Source organism: Citrobacter sp. C1 (genome assembly GCF_014596895.2).
Lineage (GTDB): Bacteria > Pseudomonadota > Gammaproteobacteria > Enterobacterales > Enterobacteriaceae > Citrobacter > Citrobacter gillenii.
The window spans coordinates 3,529,570-3,545,430 of record NZ_CP115035.1; the positions used below are offsets into that span (position 1 = coordinate 3,529,570).

15 protein-coding genes, 5 tRNA genes and 1 other RNA gene are annotated in these 15,861 nt (G+C 51.2%); 4 read left to right on the plus strand and 17 right to left on the minus strand.

Annotated elements, in window-relative coordinates; all coding sequences use genetic code 11:
• Nucleotides 1-202: 202 nt before the first annotated feature.
• The 17 genes from IB214_RS17090 to cydA form a co-directional block, all read right to left on the minus strand.
• A non-coding RNA gene (locus IB214_RS17090) (RtT sRNA) lies at nucleotides 203-336 on the minus strand.
• Nucleotides 337-358: 22 nt separating this feature from the next.
• Nucleotides 359-434 (minus strand) — tRNA-Lys (locus IB214_RS17095).
• Nucleotides 435-481: 47 nt separating this feature from the next.
• Nucleotides 482-557, minus strand: a tRNA-Lys gene (locus IB214_RS17100).
• Between the two features lie 49 nt (nucleotides 558-606).
• Nucleotides 607-682: transfer RNA gene (locus tag IB214_RS17105), tRNA-Lys, on the minus strand.
• 3 nt (nucleotides 683-685) lie between these two features.
• Nucleotides 686-761: transfer RNA gene (locus tag IB214_RS17110), tRNA-Val, on the minus strand.
• 35 nt (nucleotides 762-796) lie between these two features.
• A tRNA-Lys gene (locus tag IB214_RS17115) sits at nucleotides 797-872 on the minus strand.
• Between the two features lie 165 nt (nucleotides 873-1,037).
• Entirely contained in the window at nucleotides 1,038-1,826 is a 789-nt protein-coding gene (gene cpoB / locus IB214_RS17120; protein ID WP_117342264.1) for a cell division protein CpoB, read from the minus strand.
• A 9-nt stretch (nucleotides 1,827-1,835) separates the two neighbouring features.
• On the minus strand, nucleotides 1,836-2,354 hold the full coding sequence (gene pal, locus IB214_RS17125; RefSeq protein WP_006685431.1) for a peptidoglycan-associated lipoprotein Pal: 519 nt from the start codon (nucleotides 2,352-2,354) through the stop codon (nucleotides 1,836-1,838).
• Nucleotides 2,355-2,388: 34 nt separating this feature from the next.
• Nucleotides 2,389-3,681 (minus strand): Tol-Pal system beta propeller repeat protein TolB, encoded by a 1,293-nt coding sequence (gene tolB / locus IB214_RS17130; RefSeq protein WP_096757817.1) that lies wholly within the window; start codon nucleotides 3,679-3,681, stop codon nucleotides 2,389-2,391.
• Between the two features lie 128 nt (nucleotides 3,682-3,809).
• Nucleotides 3,810-5,081: a cell envelope integrity protein TolA gene (tolA, locus tag IB214_RS17135; protein ID WP_117342263.1), complete on the minus strand. Its 1,272-nt coding sequence runs from the start codon at nucleotides 5,079-5,081 to the stop codon at nucleotides 3,810-3,812.
• A 64-nt stretch (nucleotides 5,082-5,145) separates the two neighbouring features.
• Nucleotides 5,146-5,574 carry a colicin uptake protein TolR gene (tolR, locus tag IB214_RS17140; RefSeq protein WP_005125437.1) on the minus strand — a complete coding sequence of 143 codons (429 nt, stop codon included), beginning with the start codon at nucleotides 5,572-5,574 and terminating at the stop codon, nucleotides 5,146-5,148.
• A 3-nt stretch (nucleotides 5,575-5,577) separates the two neighbouring features.
• Nucleotides 5,578-6,270 carry a Tol-Pal system protein TolQ gene (tolQ, locus tag IB214_RS17145; RefSeq protein ID WP_096757819.1) on the minus strand — a complete coding sequence of 231 codons (693 nt, stop codon included), beginning with the start codon at nucleotides 6,268-6,270 and terminating at the stop codon, nucleotides 5,578-5,580.
• Nucleotides 6,267-6,671, minus strand: coding sequence for a tol-pal system-associated acyl-CoA thioesterase (gene ybgC, locus IB214_RS17150; protein ID WP_045441116.1), 405 nt, complete (start codon nucleotides 6,669-6,671; stop codon nucleotides 6,267-6,269). Before ybgC ends, tolQ begins: the two co-directional genes overlap by 4 nt.
• A 275-nt stretch (nucleotides 6,672-6,946) precedes the next feature.
• Nucleotides 6,947-7,240 carry a cyd operon protein YbgE gene (ybgE, locus tag IB214_RS17155; protein ID WP_096757820.1) on the minus strand — a complete coding sequence of 98 codons (294 nt, stop codon included), beginning with the start codon at nucleotides 7,238-7,240 and terminating at the stop codon, nucleotides 6,947-6,949.
• Nucleotides 7,240-7,353, minus strand: a complete 114-nt coding sequence (gene cydX, locus IB214_RS17160) for a cytochrome bd-I oxidase subunit CydX (protein ID WP_096757821.1) — start codon at nucleotides 7,351-7,353, stop codon at nucleotides 7,240-7,242. Before cydX ends, ybgE begins: the two co-directional genes overlap by 1 nt.
• Before the next feature lie 14 nt (nucleotides 7,354-7,367).
• Nucleotides 7,368-8,507, minus strand: coding sequence for a cytochrome d ubiquinol oxidase subunit II (gene cydB, locus IB214_RS17165; RefSeq protein ID WP_115259034.1), 1,140 nt, complete (start codon nucleotides 8,505-8,507; stop codon nucleotides 7,368-7,370).
• A gap of 15 nt (nucleotides 8,508-8,522) precedes the next feature.
• On the minus strand, nucleotides 8,523-10,091 hold the full coding sequence (gene cydA, locus IB214_RS17170) for a cytochrome ubiquinol oxidase subunit I (protein WP_096757823.1): 1,569 nt from the start codon (nucleotides 10,089-10,091) through the stop codon (nucleotides 8,523-8,525).
• Nucleotides 10,092-11,315: 1,224 nt separating this feature from the next.
• Here cydA and glmS point away from each other — a divergent pair.
• Genes glmS through IB214_RS17190 form a run of 4 tightly spaced genes read left to right on the plus strand, consistent with a single transcriptional unit; the run spans nucleotide 11,316 to nucleotide 15,858 of the window.
• On the plus strand, nucleotides 11,316-11,765 hold the full coding sequence (glmS, locus tag IB214_RS17175) for a methylaspartate mutase subunit S (protein ID WP_096757824.1): 450 nt from the start codon (nucleotides 11,316-11,318) through the stop codon (nucleotides 11,763-11,765).
• Nucleotides 11,765-13,153 (plus strand): methylaspartate mutase accessory protein GlmL, encoded by a 1,389-nt coding sequence (gene glmL, locus IB214_RS17180; RefSeq protein WP_117342262.1) that lies wholly within the window; start codon nucleotides 11,765-11,767, stop codon nucleotides 13,151-13,153. Before glmS ends, glmL begins: the two co-directional genes overlap by 1 nt.
• Before the next feature lie 18 nt (nucleotides 13,154-13,171).
• Nucleotides 13,172-14,617, plus strand: coding sequence for a methylaspartate mutase subunit E (locus tag IB214_RS17185; RefSeq protein WP_096757826.1), 1,446 nt, complete (start codon nucleotides 13,172-13,174; stop codon nucleotides 14,615-14,617).
• Complete coding sequence (locus IB214_RS17190; RefSeq protein ID WP_117342261.1) at nucleotides 14,617-15,858, plus strand: methylaspartate ammonia-lyase; 1,242 nt, start codon at nucleotides 14,617-14,619, stop codon at nucleotides 15,856-15,858. The genes IB214_RS17185 and IB214_RS17190 overlap by 1 nt, the downstream gene beginning before the upstream one ends.
• Nucleotides 15,859-15,861: the final 3 nt, after the last annotated feature.

The window sequence follows — 15,861 nt, forward strand, 5'->3', positions numbered from 1 at the left end:
ACAAGATAGCGGATTGGCGTAAAAAAGTCACAATAATTGCGTTGGACAATGCCGGATGGCGACTGGCGTCTTATCCGGCCTACAGGTACGGTGTCGATTTGTAGCTTCGTAGATCTGATAAGCGCGGCACCATCAGGAAAGTAGGTTCGAATCTTATAAATCGCAGATAGCAAAAAGGCGCCTTTAGGGCGCCTTTTTACACTGGTGGGGCGTGCAGGATGACTCGCTTCGCTCGCCCTCCGGGCCGTCGCCGTAAACGGCTCCGTTGTCTCACTGCGTTCGACCCGAACCTGCTGCAGGTTCGAATCTTTGAATTCCGTACATAGCAAAAAGGCGCCTTTAGGGCGCCTTTTTACACTGGTGGGGCGTGCAGGATTCGAACCTGCGACCAATTGATTAAAAGTCAACTGCTCTACCAACTGAGCTAACGCCCCCATATGGGGTTTACTGCTTTACTCTTTTCAGGAACCCACCGCAATATTGGTGGGGCGTGCAGGATTCGAACCTGCGACCAATTGATTAAAAGTCAACTGCTCTACCAACTGAGCTAACGCCCCATACGGGTGTTGCCTGAAATATTTTTTACTCGGAACCACCAAAAATAATTGGTGGGGCGTGCAGGATTCGAACCTGCGACCAATTGATTAAAAGTCAACTGCTCTACCAACTGAGCTAACGCCCCGAGTGGTGGGTGATGACGGGATCGAACCGCCGACCCCCTCCTTGTAAGGGAGGTGCTCTCCCAGCTGAGCTAATCACCCGATACTACGCTGGATACTGCTTACTGCTAAGTTAGTGGTGGGGCGTGCAGGATTCGAACCTGCGACCAATTGATTAAAAGTCAACTGCTCTACCAACTGAGCTAACGCCCCACTTTTTTTGCCGCTTTCGGGCTGTTTGATATCCCTTGGCAACGGCGGCATATATTACTGATTTCAGATTTTAGCGCAACAAAAATTTCGATGTAAATAACTCAACTGCTTAGGAATCACACGACGCGACCAGAAATAACACGATTTCTGGTCGCATGGTGCGCATTACATCGCGCCGAGGCGTTTTTGCGCTTGTTTCGCGCCATCAGTACCAGGGTATTTAGTGATAACCTGTTGATAAACCGCTTTGGCTTTTTCTTTATCACCTTTGTCCTGCATGATGACGCCAACTTTGTACATCGCGTCTGCAGCCTTCGGTGATTTCGGGAAGTTTTTAACTACCGATGCAAAATAGAACGCCGCATCATCTTTTTTACCCTTGTTGTAATTCAACTGTCCCAGCCAGTAATTCGCATTCGGCAGGTAGGTGGAATCAGGGTAATTTTTGATGAAGTTCTGAAATGCTTCAATCGCGTCATCCTGGCGGGATTTATCCTGCACCAGCGCAATTGCCGCATTGTAATCGGTATTCGCATCGCCAGAGCTTGCTGGAACGCCTGACGTCGCTGCTGCGCCTGCACCCGACGCAGAGGCCGCAGCCCCGCTCTGGTCGCCCGCTGCTGGCTGCGCCGCTGGCGTACCACCGCTGCTAAGACTGTCCATCTGCGTCAAAATCTGCTTCTGGCGCTCAACAACCTGATTCAGTTGATACTGACTTTCCTGAATTTGACCACGCAGGGAATCAATATCGGACTGGTTATCGGAGAGTTGTTGCTGGAGTTGGGTTAAAAGCTGACTGTGAGCGTTAGAAATACGCTCGAGTTGAGTGACACGGTCTTCGACCGAGCCTGAGCCGACACTACTGATTGGCGCCTGTGCAAAAGCGGCCCAAGGGGCCGCTATGCCAACCAGTAACGACAGACTCAACAGGTGATGTCTGAAGTTACTGCTCATGCAATTCTCTTAGTAAACCAGTACGGCACGACGGTTTTTGGAGTAAGCCGCTTCGTCATGACCCAGTACTGCAGGTTTTTCTTTACCGTAAGAAACGATGGAGATCTGGTCAGCAGAAACGCCTTTACCCTGCAGGTACATCTTAACGGCGTTCGCACGACGCTCACCCAGGGAAATGTTGTACTCAGGAGTACCACGTTCGTCCGCATGACCTTCTACGGTGACTTTGTAAGACGGGTTGCTACGCAGGAAGTTAGCGTGCGCATCCAGCATTGCAGCGAAGTCAGAACGGATATCGTACTTGTCCAGATCAAAGTAAACGATGTTGTTCTGCTGCAGCTGTTGCATCTGCAGACGCGCTTGCTCTTCGGAGGACATGTTGCCGCTGCCGTTTGCATCCATACCAGTGCCGGCACCCAGCATGCCTTCGCTGCCGTCATTGCTGGCGTTCTTGTTAGAAGAACATGCCGCAATAGCCATAACAGGCAGAGCAATCATCAGCCCTTTCAGCACTTTGTTCAGTTGCATTTCAATGATTCCTTTATTAATCAATTATTTATTATCACAGATACGGCGACCAGGCAGGGAATTTAACCTGACCATCGGTTGCCGGAAGACGCGCCTTGAAACGCCCATCTGTAGAAACCAAATTCAGCACGGATCCCATCCCCTGAGAAGAGCTGTAGATTACCATAGTGCCGTTAGGTGCCAGACTTGGCGTTTCATCCAGGAACGTTGACGACAGAACTTGTACGCCACCCGCTACCAGATCTTGTTTGGCAATGTGTTGCTGCCCACTGTTTGAGCTTACCATTACCATAAATTTACCGTCGCTGCTGACATCCGCATCCTGGTTTTGCGAACCTTCCCAGGTTATGCGCTGCGGAGCACCGCCGTTGACGTTAACTTTGTATACCTGCGGACGACCGGCCTGGTCAGACGTGAAGGCCAGGTTTTGGCTGTCCGGGAACCAGGTTGGTTCCGTGTTGTTGCTGCGACCATCAGTGACCTGACGGATTTGGCCAGAGCCAATGTCCATCACATACAGATTCAGGCTACCGGTTTTAGACAGGGCAAATGCCAGTTTGCTGCCATCCGGAGAGAATGCTGGCGCACCGTTGTGACGCGGGAATGACGCAACCTGACGCACAGCGCCGTTAGACAGCGTCTGGATAACCAGCGCAGAACGACCGCTTTCAAAGGTTACGTAGGCCAGTTTAGACCCGTCCGGAGACCATGCCGGAGACATCAACGGCTGCGGAGAGCGGTGAACCACAAACTGGTTGTAGCCATCGTAGTCAGACACGCGTAATTCATACGGGAACTGGCCACCGTTAGTCTGAACAACGTACGCGATACGGGTACGGAATGCGCCCTTAATACCGGTCAGTTTTTCAAACACTTCGTCACTGGCAGTATGGCCCGCGTAACGCAGCCACTGCTTGTTCACTTTGTAGGTGTTCTGTGCCAGTACGGTACCCGGCGCACCGCCGGTATCCACCAGCTGATAAGCCACGCTGTAGGAACCGTCCGGATTCGGCGTAACCTTACCGACTACTACGGCATCAATACCCAGCGCAGACCATGCCGCAGGCTGAACTTCAGCCGCAGTGCCCGGCTGCTGAGGCAGACGAGACCGGTCTAATGGGTTGAATTTACCGCTGTTACGCAGGTCAGCGCCCACGATACCACCGATATCTTCAGGTGCAGCACCCGGCCCTGCCCACTGGAACGGGACAACACCAATCGGGCGCGCCGAGTCCACCCCTTGGGTGATCTCGATACGTACTTCTGCATGCAGCACCGCTGCCCACAGCATCAGAAAACCAAATGCTACTCGTAATGCCTGCTTCATCATATCTCCCTTATCTGGACCAAAAGCCCACGATAATTTAGCAGAATGTTAACAAACTCAAATACACAAAACTACCAGAACTCTGTCTCAACCTTAGACTGTTTTCGTCCGAAAATACGGAAAAACGGTTACAGTTTAAAATCCAGTTTGGCGTCTTTTATCTTTTCGTAAACAGCCTGGTTAGGCGGTTTAGGAATACTTGCCGATCTCGCCGCCGCTAACGCGGCCTGGCATAGTGCAGGATCTCCACCTTCAGATGTCACACTCTTTAATCGTCCATCTGGTGCCAGGTTAATGTGCAGTACGCATTGTTTACCCTGGTAGAGGCCCGCATCAAACAGACGGCTCTGAATCGCGACCTGAATTTGCTTCGCGTAAGCGCTGATATCAGCACCTGTTGCGCCACCATTCGCACCACTTGTACCACTGTCTTTCGACGGTTGTCCGCTACCTTTCGCGCCACCACCTGATTTCGGTGCATTCTTACCGGAGCTTAAATCACCTAACAGATCGTCAACGCCAGAGGCGGCAGCAGCTTTCTCCGCCGCGGCTTTTTTAGCTGCTGCAGCTTTATCAGCAGCCGCTTTCTTGTCTGCGGCGGCCTTTTCTGCAGCGGCGGCTTTCTTGTCTGCTGCCGCTTTTTCGGCTGCTGCTTTCTTATCAGCAGCGGCCTTTTCAGCGGCGGCAGCTTTCGCGGCTGCAGCTTTCTCTGCAGCTGCAGCGGCTTTCTCTGCTGCGGCCTTCTCGGCAGCAGCTTGCTTAGCGGCTTCTGCTTGTGCTTTTTTCGCTGCATCTGCAGCAGCCTTGGCGGCTTGCGCCTCGGCAACTTTCTTCGCATCAGCGGCGGCTTTTGCTGCGGCGTCAGCCTCTGCTTTTTTCGCCGCGTCAGCGGCGGCTTTCTTCGCAGAATCTGCAGCTTGTTTCGCCTGAGCGTCCGCCTTGGCTTTGGCGTCTGCAGCAGCTTTCGCCGCCGCTTCTTCAGCCTGCTTCTGTTGCTCCTGCGCTTTCGCGGCCGCAGCTTCAGCCTGTTTTTGCTGTTCCGTCTGTTCGCGCACTTTTTCCTGCGCGGCTAAACGTTCTTTCTCTAGCTGCTTCAGTCGTTCCTGCTCGGCCGCCTGCTTCTCACGAAGTTCCTCGGCCTGCTGCTGCGCCTGCTTTTCACGCTGTTCTTCTGCGCGTTTCGCACTTGCCTGCTGCTGCTGTTGCCTGTCGTACTGTTGAACAACGGCACCAGGGTCGACCATGACGGCGTCAATAGACGAACCGCCACCGCCGCCTGAAGCATCAATGTGCTCATCGAACGAACTCCAGATCAGTACCGCAAATAAAATGACATGCAGCACCGCTGAAATAATTATCGCCCGTTTGAGCTTGTCGTTTTGTTCGGTTGCCTTTGACACTCTGGGTTCCCAAAAAACTGTTCGCCTGTTACGCGCTATCTTTCAAGCCAGGAATACGCAGACATCAAATTGGCTGCGTCATCAAGCCAACCGATTTCACGCCTGCGCTGTGTAACAGGTTCAGCGCTTTAATTATTTCATCATAAGGCACGTCTTTCGCACCACCGATTAAGAAGACCGTTTTCGGATTGGTCTGCAGGCGGCTTTTCGCTTCCGCGATAACCTGCTCCGGCGGCAGTTGATCCATTCTGTCTTTCTCAACCACCACGCTGTACTGCCCAACACCGGAAACTTCAATAATGACCGGTGGTTCGTCGTTACTGCTGACGGCCTGCGATTCGGTCGCATCCGGCAGATCGACTTCCACGCTCTGGGTAATGATCGGCGCCGTTGCCATAAAGATCAGCAGCAGCACCAGCAGTACATCGAGCAGCGGTACAATATTGATTTCGGACTTAAGTTCGCGACGACCTCGTCCACGCGTTCTGGCCATGGTTTACCCCTTGTTGCTCTCGCTAACGGTAAACGCCTGGCGGTGCAGAATCGCGGTGAACTCTTCCATGAAGTTGTCGTAATTCAGTTCCAGCTTATTCACACGCTGATTCAGTCGGTTGTACGCCATTACCGCCGGGATTGCCGCAAACAGACCGATTGCGGTGGCAATCAGTGCTTCTGCGATACCCGGAGCAACCATTTGCAGGGTTGCCTGTTTTACCGCACCGAGGGCGATAAACGCATGCATGATCCCCCAAACGGTACCGAACAGACCGATATACGGACTGATGGAACCGACGGTGCCGAGGAACGGAATATGCGTTTCCAGTGTTTCCAGCTCACGGTTCATGGAGATACGCATCGCACGGGATGCCCCCTCAACCACCGCTTCCGGTGCATGGCTATTAGCCCGATGCAATCGCGCAAATTCTTTGAATCCGCTGTAGAAAATTTGTTCAGAACCCGTCAGGTTATCACGACGCCCCTGACTTTCCTGATACAGGCGCGATAATTCGATGCCGGACCAAAACTTGTCTTCAAACGCTTCTGCTTCACGTGAAGCCGCATTCAGTATACGGGTCCGCTGGATAATAATGGCCCAGGATGCGATTGAGAAACCAATCAAAATCAACATGATAAGTTTAACCAGAAGGCTTGCCTTCAGGAACAAATCAAGGATATTCATGTCAGTCACTGCTTAAACTCCGCGACAATAGACTTGGGAAGCGCACGAGGCTTCATCTTGAGTGGATCAACGCAAACAATCAGAACTTCGGCTTCATTCAGCACGGTGTTCTCTGCGTTGACAATGCGTTGCGTGAAAACCAATGAGGTGCCACGCATTGACGTAATTTCGGTTTGGACTTCGAGCATGTCGTCGAGCCTGGCTGGCGCAAAATATTCCAGGGTCATCTTGCGCACCACAAAGGCTACACGTTCGGCCAGCAGCACTTGCTGACTAAAGTGATGATGACGCAGCATCTCTGTGCGTGCTCGTTCATAAAAAGCGACGTAACTGGCGTGGTAAACCACCCCACCGGCGTCGGTGTCTTCATAATAGACACGAACCGGCCATCGAAAAATATACTTATTCATTCTTACTGCCTCTTTGTTGGCTTCGCCCACTCACACCGGTTACTTACTTTTGTAAGCGCCAGGTGACTCGCGTTCTTGCCGCCGCGATGCTTCAAGAATGTCGTTTGTATATCGCGTTGTATTCACTTTACATCCCGGTAATGCAACAAAAGTTAGAGCTTTTAACCGGTGCTACTATACGCGCGGGAATGATGCTTTGGAATGGGGGAAAGTAAACGGAGAGTAAAAAATTATGGGCTTATGCAAGCCCATAAATATTTAAGGATGTTTCTTATTCAAAAGAAGAAGAAAATCAGACCAACCACCAGCACGATGTCGGCTATCAGCGGGCAGAAGATGCCCTGCCAGTGCACCGCGCGAGGACGAAACCCGACGCCATGGATAATGCCGGCGCAGACCGCCCACATCAGCAGAAGGCCATGCCAGATTTCAAGCTCGCTGGTTTTTGCTGCGAAGCGTGAGGGATCCCAAAAAATACATCCTGCCAACACTAACGCCATGACTAAAGAAAGCGCCCGCAAGGGGCGCTTATCCATCGCGTTATATAACATCGCGATAACGTTGGTCATTAGCTTTCTTCTGGCCCTGCTTTGCCTGCTTCGACATGCTCAAGCGCCAGCGCTGTGATTATCCCAAATGCACAGGCAAGAAGCGTTCCCAAAATCCATGCGAAATACCACATTTTAAGCTCCTTACTTAGTACAGAGAGTGGGTGTTGTTTTCAATATCTTCTTTGGTGATACGACCGAACATTTTCCAGTAACACCAGCTGGTGTAGAGCAGAATGATCGGTACAAACACCGCCGCAACCCAGGTCATCAGGTTCAATGTTCTCTGGCTGGAGGTAGCATCCCACATGGTCAGGCTGGCATTCATCATGGTGCTGGATGGCATCACAAATGGGAACATTGCGATACCCGCAGTCAGGATGATGCAGGCCAACGTCAGTGAAGAGAAGACGAACGCCCAGGCCCCTTTCTCCATACGAGACGTCAGGATGGTCAGCAGCGGCAGGGCTACACCCAGAGCCGGAACCAGCCACAGGATAGGTGCATTGTTAAAGTTCACCATCCATGCGCCCGCAACTCGCGCGACTTCTTTGGTCATCGGGTTAGAGGCAGCATGGTGATCCAGTGCAGAGGTCACAACATAACCGTCAATACCGTACATCACCCAGACACCGGCCAGCGCGAAGCACACCAGAGTAACCAGCGCGGCGACCTGTGAAGTAGCACGTGCACGCAGGTGCAGTTCACCTACAGTACGCATCTGCAGATAGGTCGCGCCCTGAGTGATGATCATGCCCACGCTTACCACACCGGCCAGCAGACCAAACGGATTCAGTAACTGGAAGAAGTTACCAGTGTAGTACAAACGCATGTACTCATCCATATGGAACGGAACCCCTTGCAGCAGGTTACCGAACGCCACACCAATGACCAGCGGCGGTACGAAGCTACCAATGAAGATGCCCCAGTCCCACATGTTGCGCCAGCGCATGTCTTCAATCTTAGAGCGGTAATCAAAACCGACCGGACGGAAGAACAAGGACGCCAGTACCAGAATCATCGCCACATAGAAGCCGGAGAACGCAGCGGCATACACCATCGGCCAGGCCGCAAATAATGCGCCGCCCGCGGTGATGAGCCAAACCTGGTTACCATCCCAGTGTGGGGCGATGGAGTTAATCATAATTCGACGCTCGGTATCATTACGACCGAGGAAACGGGTGAGCATGCCCACCCCCATGTCGAAACCATCAGTGACTGCAAAACCAATCAGCAGAATGCCAACCAGCAGCCACCAGATAAAACGCAATACTTCATAATCGATCATTTGACGACTCCTGTCTTAGCGTGCCGGCTGAGAAGTCACAGTGGACTGCTCGTAGTGATAACGACCGGTTTTCAGGCTGCTCGGGCCAAGGCGTGCGAACTTGAACATCAGGTACAGTTCAGCCACCAGGAACAGGGTATACAGGCCGCAAATCAACAGCATCGAGAAGATCAGGTCGCCCGCAGTCAGTGACGAGTTCGCCACGGCTGTCGGTAGCACTTCACCTATCGCCCACGGCTGACGCCCGTACTCTGCAACAAACCAACCGGACTCAATCGCAATCCATGGCAGCGGAAGCGCATACAGCGCCGTGCGCAGCAGCCATTTTTTCTCACCGATACGGTTACGAATGACGGTCCAGAAGGAAACCGCGATGATAGCCAGCATCAGAATGCCGCACGCCACCATGATACGGAACGCAAAGTACAGCGGAGCGACACGAGGAATAGAATCTTTCGTTGCCTGCTGAATTTGTGCTTCGGTCGCGTCGGTCACTTTGTCGGTATAGCGTTTCAGCAGCAGACCATATCCCAGGTCTTTCTTCATGCTGTTGAACTGGTCACGAACGGCCTGATCGGTGGAACCCGCACGCAGTTCTTCCAGCAGCTGATACGCTTTCATCCCGTTACGGATACGCTCTTCGTGCTGCACCATCAGGTCTTTCAGACCAATGACCGGCGTATCAACAGAGCGGGTGGCAATGATGCCCAGCGCGTAAGGGATTTGAATCGCAAAATGGTTTTCCTGCGCATCCTGGTCCGGAATACCGAACAGCGTAAAGGATGCCGGTGCAGGCTGGGTTTCCCACTCTGCTTCAATCGCGGCAAGTTTGGTTTTCTGCACGTCGCCCATTTCGTAACCGGACTCATCACCCAGAACGATAACAGACAGAATGGCAGCCATACCGAAGCTGGCAGCGATGGCAAAAGAACGCTTAGCAAATGCGAAGTCACGACCGCGCAGCATATAGTAAGAGCTGATACCCAGAACGAACATCGCGCCGCAGACATAACCAGACGCTACAGTGTGAACAAATTTCACCTGTGCAACCGGGTTAAGCACCAGTTCAGAGAAGCTCAGCATCTCCATGCGCATGGTTTCGAAGTTGAAATCCGCTGCAATTGGGTTTTGCATCCAGCCGTTCGCCACGAGGATCCACAGCGCAGACAGGTTAGAACCCAATGCCACCAACCAGGTGACGCACATATGCTGGACTTTACTCAGACGGTCCCAGCCAAAGAAGAACAGACCTACAAAGGTGGATTCGAGGAAGAAGGCCATCAAACCTTCGATCGCCAGCGGCGCACCGAAAATATCCCCGACATAGTGGGAATAGTAAGACCAGTTAGTCCCGAACTGGAACTCCATGGTCAGACCGGTAGCCACACCCAGAGCGAAGTTGATACCAAACAACTTGCCCCAGAACTTGGTCATATCTTTATAAATCTGTTTGCCGGAAAGGACGTAGACCGTTTCCATGATGGCCAACAAAAACGCCATACCCAGCGTTAGTGGCACAAAAAGGAAGTGGTACATCGCGGTCAAGGCAAACTGTAAGCGCGACAGTTCGACTATATCTAACATCATGACTCCTTGCTCATCGCATGAAGACTCCGAGAGTGAACCCCGTTAGAAAGGGTCACACGCATGCCCCAATACAAATTTATTTGCGTCCTTCCACCGTCGCTCTTTCTTCTCATTTGAAGAAAGGACAATGATGAAAAGTTACAAACATGTTAATAAAACACTCAAATTGATCCCGCAATTATATTACGCCGTAAAATCCTTACAATAAACAGGTTTTTATCGAGACAAATTTGCATTTTTCGATAGTGATCAATTTATAGCTAATTTACCACTTTCAGACCAATTTGATCTGCAGCAATTTAACCTCATTTGGTGGTGTTTACCAAGTTTTAAACATTGATTTAAATCAATTTACAGATTTAATGTTAATGATGTTTACCGATAACATGACTAGTGAATTTCATGTTAATTTCTTGTTTTACAATAAGTAATCATAGTTACCATAAATGATAGATTATTAATTAAAATCCACACGATCTTTTAAGCCATCAAGATGGCAACGGTCAGGAGATAGATAAAGAGTCACTCTTGCTGGGTAGCTCACAGTTTTTTTTAGCAAGCCATAACATTGTTATGTTATACAAATAATTCATTTTATTTTTACTTATAATTAACACCGAGATGTAACTATCTCAATCAGAAGTGAAATGCGGCTGCATTCAGTGACTCTACGAAGCGGGATCACCGCTGCGCGCCGAAACCCAAACATCATCGCCCGAATCATCATTATAAGTTATAGGTCATTCCTTCTCTATGCTTATGCGGCAAAGATTAAATATGTTCCGAACAATCTATTATCATTTTTATCTTAAATTTAACAAAAAATATTTCTGCCATATAAGATATATAAATAAAAAAACGTTATGTCGTTCACAAGTTATTTAGTGAGCCTACCTTTTTATATTATTAAAAATCGCACATTAAAACCTCGCATAACAAAATAAGATTTTGATCACAAAGATGGCAAGTCATTTATTAGTGAATTTACTAACAAAATGACAATGCGACAAAAACAACAACACAACTCATTGAATCATCACAGTTTTACCAAAATGCAATTATAACAATCATTTTAATCAGGATATTTTGAAAATAGATCAATTGCTTCCTTTTCAGCTTCCACAGAAACTCCGACTCTATTAAGAGGTTGTCACAATCCATGTTCTAAATATTAAAAAATAATTTTTACTTATTGACCATCAGCCCTACAGAGGATTCCCCATGAAGAAATCTACACTTGTTATTGGCGTTATCGGTGCTGACTGCCATGCAGTAGGCAATAAAGTTCTGGATCGCGTTTTTACCTCCCACGATTTTCACGTAATCAACCTCGGGGTGATGGTGAGTCAGGATGAATATATTGATGCCGCGATTGAAACAGGCGCGGATGCCATCGTGGTGTCATCTATCTATGGCCACGGTGATATCGACTGCCTCGGCTTGCGTGAGCGCTGCATCGAACGTGGCCTCGGCGATATTCTGCTCTATGTCGGCGGCAACCTGGTTGTGGGTAAACATGACTTTGCAGACGTCGAAGTGAAGTTTAAAGAAATGGGCTTTAACCGCGTCTTTGCACCAAGCCACGACCTGGAAGATGTTTGTGCGCTTATCACCAATGACATTCACCAACACAATGGCCTCGAGCAGCGTTGCCTGGAAGAGGCTATCTGATGCAAACAGTTTCTGTCGATATCGGCTCGACATGGACCAAGGCAGCCCTCTTCGCACATGAAGGTGAAGAATTAACGCTGGTAAACCATGTCCTGACCCCAACCACCACACATCATCTGGCAGACGGTTTTTTTGCCAGCCTGAATCAGGTGCTAAATGTTGCCGATGCTCGCCCGTTACTGAAAAGCGGTGAAGTGCAGTTGAAATACTCCTCGTCAGCCAAAGGTGGACTCGCCGTTGCAGCAATGGGGCTGGTGCCTTCCATTACGCTGGAATCGGCCAAAGTAACCGCCCATTCGGCTGGCGCAAAAATCGCGCAATATTATTCGTACAAACTTAACCGCCATGACATTCAGGAGCTGGAATCATCACCACCAGACATCCTGTTGTTTACCGGCGGCACGGATGGCGGTGAAGAAAGCTACGGTCTGGCTAATGCGCGTGCGCTGGCCGAGTCAAAGCTTGATTGCGCCATTATCTACGCTGGTAACCGCGACATTCAGGACGATGTGCAAACTCTCCTGGGACATAAAGATCTGACTACGGTAGATAACATCCTGCCCAATCTCGACCACCCTAATCCGTTTGCTGCTCGTCAGGCCATTTGCGATGTGTTTTTGTCCCGTATCGTCAAAGGCAAAGGACTGGACGTTATTGTCGGTGAAACCGGCGAAGAGCCGATGCCCACGCCGTGGACGGTGTATGAACTGGTAAAAGCGATTAGCGACTACGACAGCGCATGGAAGGAATTCATGCTGATCGACATGGGCGGCGCCACCACGGATGTCTATTCAGCCAGCGCGAATACCCTCTCCCCTGACACCGTTCTGCACGGCGTCCCAGAACCCTTCGTCAAACGTACTGTTGAAGGCGATCTGGGGATGCGAGTTTCCGCCGTTGTCGTCGGAGAAAGCACGCAGGAAATGGTGAAAGTTATCTTTGCCCAACAGCCACAGCGCGAAGAGGCGTTTTACCGCTATCTGCGCCATCTGGTTGGGCAACCGGATTACCTGCCACTCAGCGAGGAAGAGAAATATTTCGACACCCTGCTGGCAGGTTTGTGCGTGGGCTATGCCACTGAGCGCCACGCGGGCACTAAAAAGCAGGTTTGCACCTGCGTAGGTAACGTGGATTTACAGATGGGTCGCGATCTCACCACCGTACGCAAAGTTGTCGGTTCAGGGGGATGGCTCTCGCGCGCCAGCCAGTTTGATATTCATAACTGGCTCAAATATCGGGAGTTGGACGACCAGGGTAAAAGAATTCTGTTACCGAATCAGTTTGAGTATTACCGCGATTCACATGGCCTGCTCCCTCTACTGGCAAACGTCGCCAGGCTGTACCCGCAAGCCGCTGCTCGCACCAGCATTCAGTGTTTAACCCTATAAAACTTAAGGCAGCTACGAATGGAACTTCGAAATAAAAAACTGACCCATGACGAATTTATGACCGAAAGGCTGCAGGTGTTACAAACCTGGGAAACCGGCAAAGACGTTGAGAACTTCGAAGATGGCGTGAAGTACCAACAAACAATTCCAGACCAGAAGCGCTTCTCCCTCGCGCTGTTGAAGGCCGATCAGGAAGGTAAAACCCTGAGCCAGCCGCGTGCAGGCGTTGCATTAATGGATGAGCACATTGCGCTGCTCAAAACATTGCAGCAAGAGTGCGACCTGCTGCCCAGCACCATCGATGCTTATACCCGTCTGAACCGTTATGAAGAAGCCGCCGTCGGGATCCAGAAATCTATCGAAGCGGGTACGTCCAAGCTGAATGGTTTACCGGTCGTCAACCACGGGGTTGCTGCCTGCCGCCGGATGACGGAATCCCTGGAGAAACCTATCCAGGTTCGCCACGGTACGCCAGATGCGCGCTTGCTGGCAGAAATTGCCATGGCCAGTGGTTTTACCAGCTACGAAGGTGGCGGTATCTCTTACAACATCCCTTACGCCAAGCGCGTCACCCTGGAAAAATCCATCCGTGACTGGCAGTACTGCGACCGTCTGATGGGACTGTACGAAGAAAACGGGATTCGCATTAACCGTGAACCCTTTGGTCCGCTGACCGGCACCCTGATTCCGCCATTCATGTCTCACTCCGTCGCGATCATCGAAGGTCTGCTGGCGCTGGAGCAAGGCGTGAAGTCCATTACCGTGGGCTACGGCCAGGTCGGTAGCCTGACGCAGGACATTGCTGCGATTCAAGCGCTGCGTGAACTGTCACACGAATACTTCCATAACTACGGCTTCGACGACTATGAGCTGAGCACCGTATTCCACCAGTGGATGGGCGGATTCCCGGAAGACGAAGCGAAAGCTTTCTCCGTTATCGCCTGGGGTGCGGCAGTGGCTGGCATGTCTGGCGCAACGAAAGTGATCACCAAGAGCCCGCATGAAGCATTTGGTATCCCGACTGCGGCAGCAAACGCCCAAGGCCTCAAAGCGTCACGTCAGATGCTGAACATGGTTAGCGACCAGAAATTCCCGCAGTGCGCAGCCGTGGAGCAGGAAGTAGAACTGATTAAGAGCGAAGTCCACGCAGTGCTGAAGAAAGTCTTCGAACTGGGTAATGGCGACATTGCACGCGGTACCGTGCTGGCCTTTGAAGCAGGCGTACTGGACGTGCCTTTCGCACCTGCAGCCTGTAATGCTGGCAAAATCCTGCCGGTTCGCGATAACTCAGGCGCAATCCGTATTCTTGAAGCCGGCTCCGTACCGTTGCCGAAAGATATTCTCGCCCTGCACCACGACTACGTCGCAGAGCGCGCCCACTTTGAAGGCCGCAAGCCTTCTTTCCAGATGGTCATTGATGACATCAACGCCGTATCCCACAGTAAATTAATAGGAAGACCATAATGAAAATTAAACAGGCCCTTTTCACAGCTGGCTACTCCTCATTTTATTTTGACGACCAGCAGGCCATTAAAGACGGCGCAGGTCACGATGGGTTCATCTATACCGGCACGCCGGTAACGCCTGGATTTACTTCTGTTCGCCAGGCGGGTGAATGCGTTTCGGTTCAGCTGATTCTGGAAAACGGCGCGGTAGCGGTCGGTGATTGTGCAGCCGTACAGTATTCCGGTGCGGGCGGTCGTGACCCGCTGTTCCTGGCAGAGAACTTCATTCCGTTCCTCAACGATCACATCAAACCGCTGCTGGAAGGTCGCGATGTCGATGCGTTCCTGCCAAACGCCCGTTTCTTCGACGAACTGAGCATTGACGGTCGTCTGCTGCATACCGCCGTTCGCTACGGCCTGTCTCAGGCGCTGCTGGATGCCGCTGCGCTGGCGACCGGTCGTCTGAAAGCAGAAGTCGTTTGTGACGAATGGCAGTTGCCATGTGTTCCGGAAGCGATACCTTTATTCGGCCAGAGCGGCGACGACCGTTATATCGCCGTCGACAAAATGATCCTCAAAGGTGTGGACGTTCTGCCGCACGCGTTGATCAACAACGTCGAGCAGAAGCTGGGCTTTAAAGGTGAAAAACTGCGTGAGTATGTGCGCTGGTTATCCAACCGCATCTTAACCCTGCGCACCAACGAAGCGTATCAGCCTACGCTGCACATTGATGTGTACGGCACCATCGGTCTGATTTTCGATATGGATCCGGTTCGTTGCGCCGAATACATCGCCAGCCTGGAAGTTGAAGCACAGGGCCTGCCGCTGTACATCGAAGGTCCGGTTGATGCCGGTAACAAACCGGATCAGATCCGCATGCTGACTGAGATCACCAACGAGCTGGCTCGTCTGGGTTCCGGCGTGAAAATCGTGGCCGATGAATGGTGTAACACCTATCAGGATATCGTCGACTTCACCGATGCGGGCAGTTGCCACATGGTGCAAATCAAGACCCCGGATCTGGGTGGTGTTCACAACATCGTTGATGCAGTGCTGTATTGCAACAAACACGGAATGGAAGCCTATCAGGGCGGCACCTGTAACGAAACCGAGATCAGTGCACGTACCTGCGTACACGTCGCGCTGGCCGCGCGTCCAATGCGCATGCTGATCAAACCGGGTATGGGTTTCGATGAAGGTCTCAACATCGTGTTTAACGAAATGAACCGCACCATCGCGCTGTTGCAGACTAAGGATTAAGAG

Bases quoted from the DNA above. Each gene is read 5' to 3' on its own strand.
- pal (WP_006685431.1), bottom strand. From the start codon at position 2,354: ATGCAACTGAACAAAGTGCTGAAAGGGCTGATGATTGCTCTGCCTGTT.
- glmL (WP_117342262.1), top strand. From the start codon at position 11,765: ATGCAAACAGTTTCTGTCGATATCGGCTCGACATGGACCAAGGCAGCC.
- cydA (WP_096757823.1), bottom strand. From the start codon at position 10,091: ATGTTAGATATAGTCGAACTGTCGCGCTTACAGTTTGCCTTGACCGCG.
- cydX (WP_096757821.1), bottom strand. From the start codon at position 7,353: ATGTGGTATTTCGCATGGATTTTGGGAACGCTTCTTGCCTGTGCATTT.
- ybgC (WP_045441116.1), bottom strand. From the start codon at position 6,671: ATGAATAAGTATATTTTTCGATGGCCGGTTCGTGTCTATTATGAAGAC.
- IB214_RS17185 (WP_096757826.1), top strand. From the start codon at position 13,172: ATGGAACTTCGAAATAAAAAACTGACCCATGACGAATTTATGACCGAA.
- IB214_RS17190 (WP_117342261.1), top strand. From the start codon at position 14,617: ATGAAAATTAAACAGGCCCTTTTCACAGCTGGCTACTCCTCATTTTAT.
- ybgE (WP_096757820.1), bottom strand. From the start codon at position 7,240: ATGACCAACGTTATCGCGATGTTATATAACGCGATGGATAAGCGCCCC.
- tolR (WP_005125437.1), bottom strand. From the start codon at position 5,574: ATGGCCAGAACGCGTGGACGAGGTCGTCGCGAACTTAAGTCCGAAATC.
- cydB (WP_115259034.1), bottom strand. From the start codon at position 8,507: ATGATCGATTATGAAGTATTGCGTTTTATCTGGTGGCTGCTGGTTGGC.
- cpoB (WP_117342264.1), bottom strand. From the start codon at position 1,826: ATGAGCAGTAACTTCAGACATCACCTGTTGAGTCTGTCGTTACTGGTT.
- glmS (WP_096757824.1), top strand. From the start codon at position 11,316: ATGAAGAAATCTACACTTGTTATTGGCGTTATCGGTGCTGACTGCCAT.
- tolB (WP_096757817.1), bottom strand. From the start codon at position 3,681: ATGAAGCAGGCATTACGAGTAGCATTTGGTTTTCTGATGCTGTGGGCA.